At 38.1% G+C, this 13,710-nt stretch carries 15 protein-coding genes; 5 read left to right on the forward strand and 10 right to left on the reverse strand.

What is annotated here, in order from left to right:
* Nucleotide 1 precedes the first annotated feature (1 nt).
* The 3 genes from gloA (at nucleotide 2) to rpmE (ending at nucleotide 1,975) form a co-directional block, all read left to right on the forward strand.
* Nucleotides 2-403, forward strand: coding sequence for a lactoylglutathione lyase (gene gloA, locus MKI85_RS01380; RefSeq protein WP_100242898.1), 402 nt, complete (start codon nucleotides 2-4; stop codon nucleotides 401-403).
* A 160-nt stretch (nucleotides 404-563) separates the two neighbouring features.
* On the forward strand, nucleotides 564-1,541 hold the full coding sequence (locus tag MKI85_RS01385) for a bile acid:sodium symporter family protein (protein ID WP_241624261.1): 978 nt from the start codon (nucleotides 564-566) through the stop codon (nucleotides 1,539-1,541).
* Nucleotides 1,542-1,747: 206 nt separating this feature from the next.
* Entirely contained in the window at nucleotides 1,748-1,975 is a 228-nt protein-coding gene (rpmE, locus tag MKI85_RS01390) for a 50S ribosomal protein L31 (protein WP_241624263.1), read from the forward strand.
* Nucleotides 1,976-2,063: 88 nt separating this feature from the next.
* Here rpmE and MKI85_RS01395 read toward each other — a convergent pair whose 3' ends face one another.
* From MKI85_RS01395 to epmB, 3 genes are read right to left on the reverse strand one after another with little or no spacing between them, the layout of a single operon-like run.
* Nucleotides 2,064-4,178 carry an EAL domain-containing protein gene (locus MKI85_RS01395; RefSeq protein WP_241624265.1) on the reverse strand — a complete coding sequence of 705 codons (2,115 nt, stop codon included), beginning with the start codon at nucleotides 4,176-4,178 and terminating at the stop codon, nucleotides 2,064-2,066.
* Nucleotides 4,160-5,905, reverse strand: a complete 1,746-nt coding sequence (locus tag MKI85_RS01400; RefSeq protein WP_241624267.1) for a GTPase — start codon at nucleotides 5,903-5,905, stop codon at nucleotides 4,160-4,162. The genes MKI85_RS01395 and MKI85_RS01400 overlap by 19 nt, the downstream gene beginning before the upstream one ends.
* 14 nt (nucleotides 5,906-5,919) lie before the next feature.
* Nucleotides 5,920-6,936, reverse strand: coding sequence for an EF-P beta-lysylation protein EpmB (gene epmB / locus MKI85_RS01405; RefSeq protein WP_241624269.1), 1,017 nt, complete (start codon nucleotides 6,934-6,936; stop codon nucleotides 5,920-5,922).
* 90 nt (nucleotides 6,937-7,026) lie between these two features.
* Between epmB and efp the strand changes: the two genes are divergently transcribed.
* Entirely contained in the window at nucleotides 7,027-7,596 is a 570-nt protein-coding gene (efp, locus tag MKI85_RS01410) for an elongation factor P (protein WP_241624271.1), read from the forward strand.
* 479 nt (nucleotides 7,597-8,075) lie between these two features.
* Here the strand turns inward: efp and MKI85_RS01415 are convergent, their stop codons facing one another.
* From MKI85_RS01415 to MKI85_RS01445, 7 genes are all read right to left on the reverse strand, one after another.
* Nucleotides 8,076-8,294 (reverse strand): DUF6500 family protein, encoded by a 219-nt coding sequence (locus MKI85_RS01415; RefSeq protein ID WP_241624274.1) that lies wholly within the window; start codon nucleotides 8,292-8,294, stop codon nucleotides 8,076-8,078.
* An 82-nt stretch (nucleotides 8,295-8,376) separates the two neighbouring features.
* Entirely contained in the window at nucleotides 8,377-8,622 is a 246-nt protein-coding gene (locus MKI85_RS01420; RefSeq protein WP_241624275.1) for a hypothetical protein, read from the reverse strand.
* 83 nt (nucleotides 8,623-8,705) lie between these two features.
* A complete protein-coding gene (locus MKI85_RS01425; protein WP_241624277.1) occupies nucleotides 8,706-8,954 on the reverse strand; it encodes a hypothetical protein in 249 nt (82 codons plus the stop codon).
* Between the two features lie 414 nt (nucleotides 8,955-9,368).
* Nucleotides 9,369-10,589: a glycosyltransferase family protein gene (locus tag MKI85_RS01430; protein ID WP_241624279.1), complete on the reverse strand. Its 1,221-nt coding sequence runs from the start codon at nucleotides 10,587-10,589 to the stop codon at nucleotides 9,369-9,371.
* Nucleotides 10,590-10,615: 26 nt separating this feature from the next.
* Nucleotides 10,616-11,416: an HAD-IIB family hydrolase gene (locus tag MKI85_RS01435; RefSeq protein ID WP_241624283.1), complete on the reverse strand. Its 801-nt coding sequence runs from the start codon at nucleotides 11,414-11,416 to the stop codon at nucleotides 10,616-10,618.
* 21 nt (nucleotides 11,417-11,437) lie between these two features.
* Nucleotides 11,438-12,145 carry a transglutaminase-like domain-containing protein gene (locus MKI85_RS01440; protein ID WP_241624285.1) on the reverse strand — a complete coding sequence of 236 codons (708 nt, stop codon included), beginning with the start codon at nucleotides 12,143-12,145 and terminating at the stop codon, nucleotides 11,438-11,440.
* Nucleotides 12,146-12,350: 205 nt separating this feature from the next.
* Nucleotides 12,351-12,770, reverse strand: coding sequence for a hypothetical protein (locus tag MKI85_RS01445; RefSeq protein ID WP_241624287.1), 420 nt, complete (start codon nucleotides 12,768-12,770; stop codon nucleotides 12,351-12,353).
* Between the two features lie 420 nt (nucleotides 12,771-13,190).
* Between MKI85_RS01445 and MKI85_RS01450 the strand changes: the two genes are divergently transcribed.
* Nucleotides 13,191-13,655, forward strand: coding sequence for a hypothetical protein (locus MKI85_RS01450; protein WP_241624288.1), 465 nt, complete (start codon nucleotides 13,191-13,193; stop codon nucleotides 13,653-13,655).
* Nucleotides 13,656-13,710: the final 55 nt, after the last annotated feature.

The following is a 13,710-nucleotide window of genomic DNA, read 5'->3' on the forward strand; positions in this document are numbered from 1 at the left end:
TATGCGAATGCTCCATACCATGCTACGTGTAGGCAATTTAGAACAATCTTTAAAGTTCTATACCGAAGTGCTCGGTATGACTTTGCTTCGTAAACGTGATTATGAAGAAGGTCGTTTCACATTGGCTTTTGTTGGTTATGGTGATGAAGACAGCACCACAGTGCTTGAATTGACACATAACTGGGATACAGATCAGTATGATTTAGGCAATGCTTATGGTCATATCGCGATTGGTGTAGAAGATGCCTATAAAGCGTGCGAAGAGATTAAAGCGCGTGGGGGTAAGGTTGTGCGTGAAGCAGGTCCAATGAAAGGTGGTGTCACCGTCATTGCTTTTGTTGAAGACCCTGATGGTTATAAAGTGGAGTTGATTCAGCAAGATTCAAACGCACGTAATAACTAAGCCTCGTGTTATTGATTAACTAAATATTGAATATAGCCCTTGAACAGCTAGCAATATTTGTACAGCCCAGTAAGATGAAGTTGACCTGCGGGTAAAATTTGTCTACTGGGTTTTATTTCATCTTTACTTTTTTAAAATAGATATAACAGGATGTTAAGCAATGAACATGCTCAAGCTTCTTGCCTTGGATCGCTTTACTTTACTTTTAGTTGCCATGGTTGTACTGGCTTCTTTTCTCCCTGTCTCTGGTTCAGCTGCCCATTTTTTTAATGTCATCACCACGATTGCAATCGCTATTTTATTCTTTTTACACGGTGCAAAATTATCCCGTGAAGCAATCGTTCAGGGGATTATGCACTGGAAATTTCATGTACTGGTCTTTGCCTTTACCTTTGCGGTATTTCCTATTTTAGGCTTGTTGGCAAAACCTGTATTGTTACCCATGCTAGGGCAAGAACTTTATTGGGGCTTCTTGTTCATGTGTTTTTTGCCTTCAACAGTACAATCTTCAATCGCATTTACGTCAGTAGCCAAAGGGAATGTCGCCAGTGCAGTGTGTAGCGCCTCATTCTCGAATATCATCGGGATGTTTATTACTCCGGTCTTGGTGAGTGTGTTTATTCTAGGGAAATCGGAACATGGGTTTGATCCGACATCCTCGATCATTCAAATTACCTTATTGCTGCTATTACCATTTGTGTTGGGGCAACTGTTTCGTCCGCTGGTTTACCCTCATATGATGAAAGTGCCACGACTGGTTAAAAGTTTTGATCAAGGCTCCATTTTGATGGTGGTTTATGGCGCATTTAGTAGTGCGGTTGTTGCAGGGTTGTGGAATGAAGTGAGTTGGCAGACCCTGTTGCTTTTGGTACTGGCATGTTCGGTCTTTTTAACAGTCATTATGCTATTGGCGTATTATCTGCCGAAGTTATTTGGCTTTAACCGCAAAGACCAAATCGCGATTTTTTTCTGTAGTTCTAAAAAGACGCTCGCAAGTGGTGTTCCAATGGCGCAGATTTTATTTATTGGTCAGCCCTTAGGGATGATTGTTTTGCCGATTATGATTTTTCACCAAATTCAGCTGATGGTGTGTGGCATTATTGCGAATCGGTGGTCAAAACAAAATCCTGATGAATGAAATGAAGAGAATAGTTCGCTATCTTAATTTATTTACCGTATAATAGTGCCCACTTGTTGTGCTTAGCTCTGACGGTATCCGTCTCGGTGGGCCAAAAGAATGGTCTGTTGTGGTGTTGGCCTGCTTTTTAGCTTTCCTTGCGATTTGCAAGAGTGGTCAATTGCGATGACAGCATAAGCCTTTCTTACACTTAGGAGTAATCGACGATGCGCGCCGATATTCACCCAAAATATGAAAAATTAGTAGCAACTTGTTCTTGCGGTAACGTAATCGAAACTCGTTCATCTGTTGGTAAGGAAACTCTTTACCTAGACGTATGTTCTGCATGCCACCCATTCTACACTGGTAAGCAAAAGAACGTTGACACTGGTGGTCGTATCGACAAATTCAAGCAACGTTTTGCTGGTATGTCTCGTTCTATCAAACGCGACTAATACCCCAGTTGTAAAAAAACGAGCCAATGGCTCGTTTTTTTATGTCTTTAGATTATTAAATGTAGCAATTGGTAGCAGTGTACAAGACCTATTGGTCTTGTACATCAATCAAATGGTCCAGTTTTTTCTGGAAATAATCACCTTGCAGATAACGCGCTTCGACGTTCCATGCATTTGCGAACATGGTCATATTGTTTAGCTCACGCAATAGCATCTGTATTGGCTTGATTTCATGGAAGTGATTAATCTGTTCTTGTAAATCTTCCGTAGATTTGTCTGAATCCAACATTTTCGCTAACTGAGAGTGCAAGGTGACTTGGTGGACATTCATTTGATTCAAGATAGACTCGCTGTAGATGGAATGACCAAAATCACGTAAAGAAATTTCTGCACCACTTTGAATTAATTGAGCGGTAAATTTCTGCGCATCATTTAGATTTTTGGAAATGTCTTCTTCCGAGAACTGGAGCACTAAAGGATGAGCTTGCTTACTGCCCACAATGGTAATTAATTTGGCAATAAACTCAGGGAAGCTACGGTCAGAGAAGAGGACTTCCTTGTTCAAATTGACAATAATTTTGGCATCTGGATATTGGGTAATAAAGTTATGCAATTGTTTGCATGCTTCAACCAAAATCCAGCGATCCAGTTTAATTGAAAACTCAGGATCGTCAGCTAACTCTCGAATCGCTGTAATATCTTGCCATGTATTCTTGTAAATGAAGCCGCTGGTGACTTCGTAAGTGTATAAATTGCTGTCTTGCTTGTCATAGAGCTGTTGATATTTAAGGTGAATTTCACCTCGTTCCAAGCTTTTTTGTAAGGCATTGAGCAGGCTAGTCTCTCCTTGATGATTGAGGTCTAGACTGTGATCAACTAGCTCGATATTGCTCGGTGAAGATGCAGCAAGTTCAATACTATTTTCTTGCTGCGCAGGTAAAGGTGTATTGTATGCACGTTCTGTATATTGCTCAAATTGCTGCTCATCTTTAATTTCTTTATTGATGAGGGTGTAGCCAATGCGTAAATTTAATGGGAACGTTTGCTGATTGACACCTAATAATTGCGGTTTGCTTAATGGGCTTAAGCCGATTAGTTTAGACTGAAGCACATCCTCGCTTGCACCTTGGAATAGTCCTATATACAAGGCATGGTTGATTTTAAATAATGGTACATTGGTTTGTTCTTTTAGAAAATTTTGTATATTCGAAAAATAGGCATTTGACGTAGACCAATCTTGCTGGAAGACTGATTCAGGGCAAGCAGCGAGCGAGAACAAAACCAAGGCATTAAAATCAGAAGGTTGTTTCGCAATAGTGCGGTTGATTTGTTGATATGTATTGGGTTTTTGAGGAGTTATTTCGGCTACTGGTGTGCTAACTAATGGCGTAGCAATGACTTCATTTGCTGCTAATTCAATGGTGATTTGTAAGGCATCATCTTCACTTGCAGGTAAAAATTCAATCTTGAGTGGATTCAGTTTTACATGATCATTCAGCGTCGTAATTTCTAAACGTGCTTGATCAAATTGACCTTGCGATATTTTTTTAAAGCGTACTTTGAAATCATTCAAATCTTTGGGTTGTAGGATATCAAGCAAAGGCAAGCCAATAATGTCATCTTCACTTTTTAAGCCAAATAAGTCGAGATAATCCTGATTGGCTTCAATATGAATACCTTCTTGGATAATCGCAACGGCTTTATTGCTGTCAGCAACCAAAGCCTGCGCTTGCGTTTGTATATTCTCCAATTCCTGCATTAAATGCAGCTGCCCTTGGTTAAGGCGGCTAAAGGAAAGCGCACGCAATAAGGAAAGATAGAAGCGATCAGGATAATCTAGATTGGTGACATCGTAGATTCCTTTTCGAATATAAGTCGCATATTGATTTGGCTCATAATTGTCAGGTTTGAGTAAAATGAGCGGAAGTTCAGGCTGTTTAGATAAGCGAATTAAACTTAATGCTTGCTCATACTTTAAATCGTAAGCACGACCAAAAATGACGATGTCCCAATTTAAATGAAGCTGTTTTTCGAAGGTCTGTAGATCATCCAGCAAAAATGCATGGACTTGATGTTCGCTTGCTGTCAAAAGCTCACAAATTTTATTAAAACGAATTTGGTTATCATCGATAATGAGTAAACGAGTTTCCGTACGTTTTAACTTTTTGGACAATAGTGGATTTCTCACTTCAATGCTTCCCATAAATCATGATTTTTTATTTCATTGGATTGTTTTTGAATAAAGTTTTCGACCAGATGCTCTTGCTGATCATTCAATAATTCAAAATCAAATCGCATAAAACTTTGTGTTATTAAATGTGCTTTTAATAGATAAACTTTTAGTTCGTCTTGCCCTAAACGTAAATGGATAGTTTGCTTTTCTCTAAATAAATGTGAGCCTGGCAGAATCAGCGTGGTTGATACCTCATTGAGTTCCGAAGTCTGAACCAGTAAAGCAGGGTAGTAATTGCCTGTATTACGGTCATTTTTGACATAAACAGCACATGGGAAAATATCCTGAGCGAGCATTTCCAGACCAAGTTCAAGACTTTTTTCAGTTGATTGCTTGATCCAGCGGACTACGCCACCACGCCATTCACTTTGCGCATTTTCCTGCACTAGAATAAATTCGCCCGTTTTTAGATGTTTTGGTGTATTGCCTGACCACTTAATTCGATAGCCATTCACACTAATATCCAGTACTTCAGCAGGGTAAATTTGTTTGGCTTCTCGATCTAAGGCTTTGACGTTATTGGTACTGAGTAAATTATTGTCACTCATAGAGCTAAAAATATTACTCTCAGACTGTAAGCCGTAGTGGGCATCAAGCTCTAAGGTCTCGTTAAAGTTTCGACCTTTGGATAAATAGAAGTGAGCTACGCTCAGACCGAAGCAAATATGCAATTGAGCAGAGTATTCATAACGTTCATGACGTCGTTCAGCATTACTAGTGAGCAAACTATGAATATGAAAGTGTAAAGCTGGTGTTAGAAAAATTTTCTCATTACGAGATAGATATTCGCCATGTTTGCCTTGGGCTTCAGTAAGATGGTCCAATAAGTTTTGTGTAGAGATATAAATCGACGGTTTAAAACTACTATTCTGATGCGCATTAAATACAGGCGGAAGATCCAAAGAAGTATCTACGACATAGCGTGATAAAGTAGTTTCTTTAGGCAGAATTTGAATGAGTTTTGCCCAATCATTGCTACACAAAAACAGTCCTTGAATTTCAGAAGGTCGAATCTGATGCGGATTTAAAATATCTAACAGAATAATTTGTGCATAGACCTGACTGATTGTCTGAAGTTGGTGTTGAGTACCTTGTAACTGATTGATATTGGTCTGGTTAAAGTTGTGTTGTATGGCACTTTGCATCAGCTGGTGGGTTACTAACCACTGACCCGATAAAGGGTGGGTATACAGAATTTGCTGTTGATACAACAGTTGAGCAAGTTGTTGCAATCCGTAATAACTTGCCAAAATGCGAGCAGTTTGCAAGTTTTTCTTTTGATTAAAGGCAAAAATTGAAAATTTCTGCTGATCTAGTAACTGATCACATCGTTTTGCAATATCAATATAAGTTTTTGCAAAGCAGCTGCGTAACAACATCGCCAATTCAATAATATGATCATTACGATCAGTGGTAATGAGTCCCTGATTGAAAAAATGTTTTTCTAAACTGGTTAATACATTCTCTATAGTCGGATGAATGGCGTGAATAAGATCAAAACGTAATGTTTCGCTGCATTGAAGTTCTGAAACTTCGAGTAGAGCATTGAAAAGCGCGCGGGAAGAATCACCTAATTGCAAAATAGATAAATTGGACACCCAATCTTGAATGTCCGTCACCGTGCTTTGGCAAAAGCTCAATTTATCCAACTTTAATTCAGTTGGTGTTTGAAACATTTCTGCGGTGCTCATGTTCATAATTGTTATTTAACTCAGAAAGTTGAAACTCCAAAAAGCGGTGTTTTGTTTTTTTCGCCCGCAATTTCCCTGACAAGTTTAGGTACCAAATATCCTGGCAAGTTCGCTAAAACCTCTTTGTAAATTTCATCAATTTCGTTTGAAGCTAAATCGAAGTGCTGAGCACCTTTGACCTTATCAAGAACATGCAGATAATAAGGTAAGACGCCAGCTTCAAACAGTCGATAACTTAAATCGACTAAAACCTGTACAGAATTATTAACCCCATTTAATAAGACTGACTGATTTAAAACGGTGATTTGATTCTGAACCAATGTTGCAAGTTTGGCACAAGTAAAATCATCTAATTCTGCTGCATGATTTGAGTGTACCACCAGAATAATGCGTAGCCTACTGTTTTTTAATAAAGAAACTAGCTCTTCATCGACACGGTTGGGGATTACGATAGGAACCCGTGAATGAATTCTCAAAAATTTAATTTGTGGTAATGATTCTAATCGTTCGATCCAGAGTTTTAACTTGCGATTGGTAAGTGTAAGCGGATCTCCACCACTTAAAATCACCTCATTCACATCAGGCTGACTTTCAATATAGTCTCGAATATTGAGCCAATCTTCATTTTTCGGCAGGTTTTCTTGATATGGAAAATGGCGGCGGAAGCAATAACGGCAATGTACGGCACAAGCACCCGTCAGTGTTAATAAAAAACGAGACTTATATTTATGTAATACACCAGGTTGCTGATTGGCTTGTTCTTCACCCAAGGGGTCAGTCACAAACTCAGGATGATCATTTAACTCGAGATGATGCGGTAAAACTTGCAATAAAAGTGGGTCAAAGCTATCCCCGATGTTCATTTTTCCGACGAACGCACGTGGAACACGTAATTTGAACTGTTCAGAAGCCAAGATTGCCCCTGATAATAATTGCTCTGGTGATAACTGGAGCGTTTCAAGCAACTCTAAAGGGTCTGTGATTAAGTCACTCAGTTGAGATTGCCAGTTTTGCTCTTGATACAAATAGTTTATCATGCCACGTGTTAAAAATAGTGCTAGTCTAGCATTAATCGACTATTCTAGCATGAACAGATTTTAAGTTAGCAAGTTTGGAGTGTGCCAGTCATGGCCAATTATTCTACAAATGATTTCAAGCAAGGCCTTAAGGTAATGCTTGACGGTAACCCATGTTCAATCATGGAAAACGAATACGTTAAACCAGGTAAAGGTCAAGCGTTTAACCGTGTTAAATTACGTAACCTTAAAACAGGTAAGGTATTAGAAAAAACGTTCAAGTCTGGTGACTCTCTTGAGGGTGCAGACATTGTAGAAGTAGAAATGAACTACTTGTACAACGACGGTGAATTGTGGAACTTTATGGATCCTGTAACTTTTGAGCAAATCGCAGCTGACAAAACAGCAATGGGCGATGCTGCAAAATGGTTAAAAGACGATTCTAACGAACTTTGCACAATTATGTTGTTCAATGGCGTGCCTTTAAATGTAAATGCACCGAACTTCGTTGTATTAAAGATCGTTGAAACTGATCCAGGCGTTCGTGGTGATACTTCTGGCGGTGGCGGTAAGCCTGCGAAATTGGAAACAGGTGCTGTTGTACGTGTTCCATTATTCGTACAGCAAGAAGAAAGCGTTCGTGTAGATACTCGTACGGGTGAATACTTAGAACGTGCATAATAGTTTTATTCAAAACTATTATCGAAGGGATGATGATTAATCATCCCTTTTTCATTTATAAGCATTTGTTTTTTAATATCTAATTATTTTAATTATTAAATCATACTCACATTATGAAATCCACCTCATAAAAAAGCCGCTTTAAGCGGCTGTAGTGTTGGTCACAACTGACTGCGCATAAGAGAGCAGCCAGTAACTCTTTCGACCATCTCGAAATGGTTTGTTGTATAGACCATCCTGAATTCTTGAATCAAGTGTTTCAGGTTCTATGTTGAGCATAAATGCTATATATGAAGTGCAGCGGTGGTATTAGAAGTAATCTGTAAATACATCTACATTTACATTCAGAACCTGTTAAAACTCTGATGAATAAAGATTGGAGAGTTTGTATACATAATTAAAATGGAAAAACTACACTAAGAATAGTGATGATTTGAAGCATGTAAATGCATATAAAAATGCTCTATATACCAGAGGGGCTAAGACTCATTTAAAATAAGCTGCTTAATCTTAACTGCTTTTTCAAAGTGATCGAGTTTATGTTGCATGATCCACCAATGCGCTGCTTCCATTAACAGTTCAGGGTTGTCATTTTTATTTTTAAAAAAAGCATAAAAAGATAAACCTACGTTGTCGCCTTTTTTCTCAATCTTTTCATCGCATCCGCGAATAAAAATTTGTTTTAGTTCATCTCTCATACATTACTCAGTTTCATATTAATTATAAAAGTTAAGTACATTCGAACAAAAACCCTCGGGCGAGGGTTTTTGATGCAAACAATTAATGTGCTTTACCATCTTCACCGTCAGGAGCAACTGCATGAGATTCCGTGGTTGGCTGTGCTGGGGGAATTACCGCTGGTTGCGTCGCAGCTTTAGGTTCACGGTTAGGCATATACTCAGGATCGCTAGACATAGCCAAATACAAAAAAGTAAAAAAGATGGTCGTGATAATTCCGACAATAGCAATAAATTTCCAACCCAATACGGTTGATTCGGTATCATTCGAAGTTGAAGTATTTTTCATAAAAGCCCAAATGGCAAAAAAGTAAAAAAAGCGCCTACCTTATAGCATAAAATTGAATCAATTCAAAAATGATCGAAAATGGGTTACTTTTTATTTGATGGGTCTGTTTCCAGTAAAGGATTCTGTTTCGCATCATCTATGCAAGCTTTTAGGCGATCAATACTCGCTAGCTTTACACTGGCATCAGCCACGGAGAACTTGTTATCTAAAATATGATCTACGTAATGTAGTAAAAGTTGATCCAGATCGTAACCATCTAATTTTAATAAATTTACAAGAGCAACCAAGGTCGTTTCCGAAAGCTCTGCTTTTGAATAGGTCTCTACTGACATGATGTTCTCTTTATAATTATATAATTATTTATATTAACAACTTTATTCTCCAAAAACCTCAGTAGCGCGCTAAAAATTCCCCATGCTTTTTCGCCAAGTAGTCTTGAACACTGACTCGATCAATAAGTGTCATTTTATAATTTTGATCTCTCACCAATGTATAACTTGTCGTGTATTGAGCATCAATTTCTGAAGGCTCCCAACGATCATTATAAACAATCCTTTGACTATATAAATATATGCCTTTCTTTTTGATACATCTCATAAGCTCCATCCATAAATGGATTGGATTTGTATGCCAGAGGATTCTTAGGAGAGGTTGTTAAAATGTGTAAAATTATTGCCTGAGCTTTTTATAGAGTCACTGGTTCGGACTTATATCCGAATCATTTTATCCTTTAAAGTATTAAAAGCTTAGACGCTTCCAACATTATCTTCTTCAACCGCTTGATAAATTTCATCAAAGATATTTGGAAATGCGGATTGCACTCTATTCCAACTTGGAATAAAGGGTTGATCATTGGGTCTGTCTATAAATGCTTGACCAGCTTCTAGAATAGATTGTGTAAATAACTCAACTGCTATTTCTTCAACATTTTGATCAAATGACAGCCCATTCATCACGGCATCATGATGATAAATTTCGATCATATCTAGGGCGCTACGATAATAGGTTGCTTTCAAAACTCGGAATGAGTCACTGGTCACATTCACCCCCAATATCGCCAATTTACGTAATAAAGATAAAATAATGTCCTGACTCATACGTTTTAAACCGCCAGTTCCATCCTCATGTGTTAATAATTGATGCTTATGTTCATAGTTATCCAGAATTTCGATTTGGCAGCTGCGTTTAGGGCTGTAATTCCGATAGATTTCCGACAATATCCCAATCTCTAGCCCCCAGTCTGACGGGATTTTAATGTTGTTCAGTACGCGAGTCCGCATTGCAAACTCACCAGATAACGCATAGCGAAAATGGGACAAGTACGCTAGGAAATCGTGATGACCATACACCAGCTGTAAAGAGTGTAATAGGGGACCCACAAGTAGTCGGCAAACGCGTCCATTGAGTTTATCTTGCGCTATACGTGAATAATAACCTTTGCAAAAAATGTACTGGAAAGAAGGGTTGGCAACAGGATAAATCAGCCGCGCCAGTAAAGAGCGATCATAAGTTAAAATGTCACAGTCATGCAAAGCTACACAGTCGGTTCGATCTGATGCTAAGTTGTAGCCCATACAAAACCAGACATTGCGACCTTTACCAGCTTCTAAGGGGGCAAGCCCTTTTTCTTTTAATTTCTCATCAATTGCTTTTAAACGAGGACCATCATTCCATAAAATGCGATGTCGTTGTGGCAGTCGCCCAAAAAACTCTTTTGCATATAAAAATTGCTCCCGACTTGCCCGATCTAGCCCAATTACAATTTCTTCCAAATAAGGCACTTTGGTGAGTTCATTAATAATGTGATTGAGGGCAGGACCTTCAAGTTCACTAAATAAGGAAGGTAAAATTAAGCCCATTTTTCGGCGTTTTGAAAAGGTGAGTAATTCTTGTTCTAGCTCTTCTACAGGTCGGCGGGTAAGATTGTGAAAGTTAGTAAACATTCCATTTTGATGAAAATCAGACATATAGCTCTCCTTTCTAAAGTAAATTGCTATAGTAAAAAATGTCGAATACCTTCACACCATCCCTGAGGACCTTGATATTGACTATGATAAATATTGTGCTTGTCTTTACGTTTTAACAGCATTGTTTTGTCTAAGGCAGAGCGAATAATGACTGCATAATCGGTCAGTTCTAAAAATGATAAGTCGTTAGGACTGTCGCCTAGACCGATTGTTTTCCACGTTCTCTGCTGTTGCAGCTCTTGTTGCATAAATGCGTTGAATGCGGCCCCTTTATGACTGCCAGCATTCATCACATGCCAAAAACGACCTCCTTGAATCAGATCCAGTTGCTTTGAAACCAATAATTGCTGAAAGAGCGCAAAATTCTTAGCAGTGTCTTTCCATAAAATAGGTTCAGATGCAATACGTTCTTGCGAAAATCGTGCCTGCTCAAGGGTTAACCCTGTTAACTGTACAACTTGAATAGTGTCAACATCATGAAATCCAATGAATTGAAAGCCATAAGTTGTTCTAATCTGACTTAATATTTCTGTAATTTGAGGATAGCTTAGACCAATCGCAGCATCAGAAATGATCTGGATCTCATGGTTTATAGACAATATTGCACCATTTTCAGCAATATAGGGCTGACCCAGTAAGCCCATTTGCCTTTGTAAGGCTTCAATCTCGGATTGTGTCTTACTGGTACAAAACACAATCGGAATGGCTTTATTTTTTAACTGGCACAAACAGGATTCTGCTGCGACCCAATCATAATGACGATGATCGAGTAATGAACCATCTAGATCAGTTATGATCATGAATGCTGTTTCATGTCTACTGGTCATTTTTATAATGAAAATCCTCTTTTAGGTTATTTTTGTAGATCGAATCGTATTAACATTTTTATTCATAGAATGCCTGATCCAATTTCTAAAAAGTACGCCCTTTAAGTAACTAAATTCTTGCTGATGCGTTTTGTAGAAATCATCTGGGCTATCAAACAATCCAAAATCTTGATTAATCCCTTTGTCTTGAATGTAGGTATTGCTGAGATTCCAATCTATAGGAGGATGATCAAAATTCTCTGTGAAAACGCCAAAACCACAAAAAACGTTTGAAGTATTTTTATTCATTTTTTGAAGTTGTGCTAAGTATGGTTTATCTAGAATAACACCTTCCAGAATGTAGCAGTTGTCATTGACAAAGACCTCGACCCAGCTATGCAGAATATTATCTGGAGAAAGCGCATACCAGATCCCATCAAGCGCACCTTTCTGTAATTTCTTATCGATAGTGAAGCCGTGTAGACGATTAGGAATGCCTACTGCTCTTAATAGTGCCATCAATAAGGTGGCTTTGGTATTACATTGTCCATAGCCATCAGTTAATACTTCGGATGCTTTAATTGCGTCACTGGTGTTGTATCCAAACTTAATATCATCCCGCACAAAGTTATAAATCTGTTTTACTTTTTCCACATCATCAAGTCGATTCCATTCTTTTTGATGGGTGAGTTCTTTTATTCGCGGATGATTAAAGTCTAACAGGGGAGTTGCTTTCAGATAGTTTTCCATAGTGATTTCTCATTCTAAAGTCTGTTCTTAGATTAAAAACTATGAAGTAAGACTTAGGTCAATATGAAAAGAAGAATAAGAATTTATGCGAGACTATTCGCAGCCTGAATCTTTTTACGCAGGGCTATGGTTTAACGGCGTTGGATTGGAAATTAAGGGAAGAGGGTTTTATATCAAAGGCTCTCAATTGAGAGCCTTAAAACGCTCATGACTCACAAAGTTCCATGCATGCACAACCTATCGCATCGACAAAATGCCAGAAACATATATCTGCCGTGAGGTTTTGTGGTTTGTTTACTATAGCTATATCGAACAATCGGTCTGAATTGATTTCTATTCCATTTTCGTCACCACCTAGAAATTTAACTTTTCCTTCGGTAGCGACATCGATTGAAACAACGGATGGGGAACCATAACCTAAGTCATTGAGTGCAGCAAATGGTTCAAAGATATGTATTATTTTTTTATTTCGATCGACTTGAACCGATATAGAGTCATTACTACTACTGTCTATTAATCCATTAATTACATGTTTTAAATATAAAAAATCATTCTCTTCAAATGATTTTGCCCATGTAATTGAGTTTAAAGCTGTAATTCTGTCTTGATCTATAATTTCAGGCATTGTAATTCCTTATACCATTCTGAAAGCGATGAAGTAATTATTTGGGGAAGGGGGTGTTCTATAGTCCTTATTCATGGCACCGATCTAGGTCCACTTGTTATATTTGTGATTCTTGTAATCATCAGATCATCATTTTACTCCTTTACGGCCTTAGCGCCGTGACAAAATCCTCCATGTTTTTTGCTAAGTCATCTCTGGAATTCATTCAATCTAATAAAAGATAAGAACCCTCCAGAGTATGGAGTCCAACCATAACGTGTTGCTGCCTGAGCGTCAATTTCAAAAGTGCTCAAATAAGCATCTATGGGGAGATGGTCTAACCTGCCATAATTTTTGATTTTTACAAATGTGAAACTACCTATACAATGATGTTTTTTAGCCGATTTATTGGCTTTTTATTTTTATCTCAGGGGTAGTTTTATGAAAGGCTTAATCAAGAGTACCTTGGCAATTTTGCCAGCTTTATTTATTTCAACGCATGTGTTTGCGAAAGTAGAGTGTCAAATAGCCTACATCACCAATCAAGAACTGGACAATATGATTATAGATAGAGGGCTTGAGCTAGAAGATTACGACAAGACATGTGCATTGTTGAAAGCAGCCAATGCCACGATTGATATTCAGTATGCTTATCAAATTACACCCCATCAAACTTCTGCTTCAGCATCCATTCGTTTACTGGCGAATGAGTATTTGGAGCAAGATGTCGCTGTATATTCAACAGCAGATAACTGGATGACTTATGACGCTGAGCGTACCTCTAAGGCTCAAAAAGATGTTTTATATGATGTTGCCATGATTGGAATTGATGATATTAAACAAGATGCGGTAGATAGCTTGAATGAGCAACGCGCTAAATTTAAGGCTTACCAAGTAAAGAAATAAATCACATTTAAGCCGAAGAGGATTGCGCTTCGGCTATCAGCATTACTTAAAGAAT

The organism is Acinetobacter zhairuonensis (genome assembly GCF_022601715.1).
Lineage (GTDB): Bacteria > Pseudomonadota > Gammaproteobacteria > Pseudomonadales > Moraxellaceae > Acinetobacter.

Bases quoted from the DNA above. Each gene is read 5' to 3' on its own strand.
- epmB (WP_241624269.1), bottom strand. From the start codon at position 6,936: ATGATAAACTATTTGTATCAAGAGCAAAACTGGCAATCTCAACTGAGT.
- MKI85_RS01395 (WP_241624265.1), bottom strand. From the start codon at position 4,178: ATGGGAAGCATTGAAGTGAGAAATCCACTATTGTCCAAAAAGTTAAAA.
- MKI85_RS01430 (WP_241624279.1), bottom strand. From the start codon at position 10,589: ATGTCTGATTTTCATCAAAATGGAATGTTTACTAACTTTCACAATCTT.
- rpmE (WP_241624263.1), top strand. From the start codon at position 1,748: ATGCGCGCCGATATTCACCCAAAATATGAAAAATTAGTAGCAACTTGT.
- efp (WP_241624271.1), top strand. From the start codon at position 7,027: ATGGCCAATTATTCTACAAATGATTTCAAGCAAGGCCTTAAGGTAATG.
- MKI85_RS01385 (WP_241624261.1), top strand. From the start codon at position 564: ATGAACATGCTCAAGCTTCTTGCCTTGGATCGCTTTACTTTACTTTTA.
- MKI85_RS01420 (WP_241624275.1), bottom strand. From the start codon at position 8,622: ATGAAAAATACTTCAACTTCGAATGATACCGAATCAACCGTATTGGGT.
- gloA (WP_100242898.1), top strand. From the start codon at position 2: ATGCGAATGCTCCATACCATGCTACGTGTAGGCAATTTAGAACAATCT.
- MKI85_RS01400 (WP_241624267.1), bottom strand. From the start codon at position 5,905: ATGAACATGAGCACCGCAGAAATGTTTCAAACACCAACTGAATTAAAG.
- MKI85_RS01415 (WP_241624274.1), bottom strand. From the start codon at position 8,294: ATGAGAGATGAACTAAAACAAATTTTTATTCGCGGATGCGATGAAAAG.
- MKI85_RS01445 (WP_241624287.1), bottom strand. From the start codon at position 12,770: ATGCCTGAAATTATAGATCAAGACAGAATTACAGCTTTAAACTCAATT.
- MKI85_RS01435 (WP_241624283.1), bottom strand. From the start codon at position 11,416: ATGACCAGTAGACATGAAACAGCATTCATGATCATAACTGATCTAGAT.
- MKI85_RS01450 (WP_241624288.1), top strand. From the start codon at position 13,191: ATGAAAGGCTTAATCAAGAGTACCTTGGCAATTTTGCCAGCTTTATTT.
- MKI85_RS01425 (WP_241624277.1), bottom strand. From the start codon at position 8,954: ATGTCAGTAGAGACCTATTCAAAAGCAGAGCTTTCGGAAACGACCTTG.
- MKI85_RS01440 (WP_241624285.1), bottom strand. From the start codon at position 12,145: ATGGAAAACTATCTGAAAGCAACTCCCCTGTTAGACTTTAATCATCCG.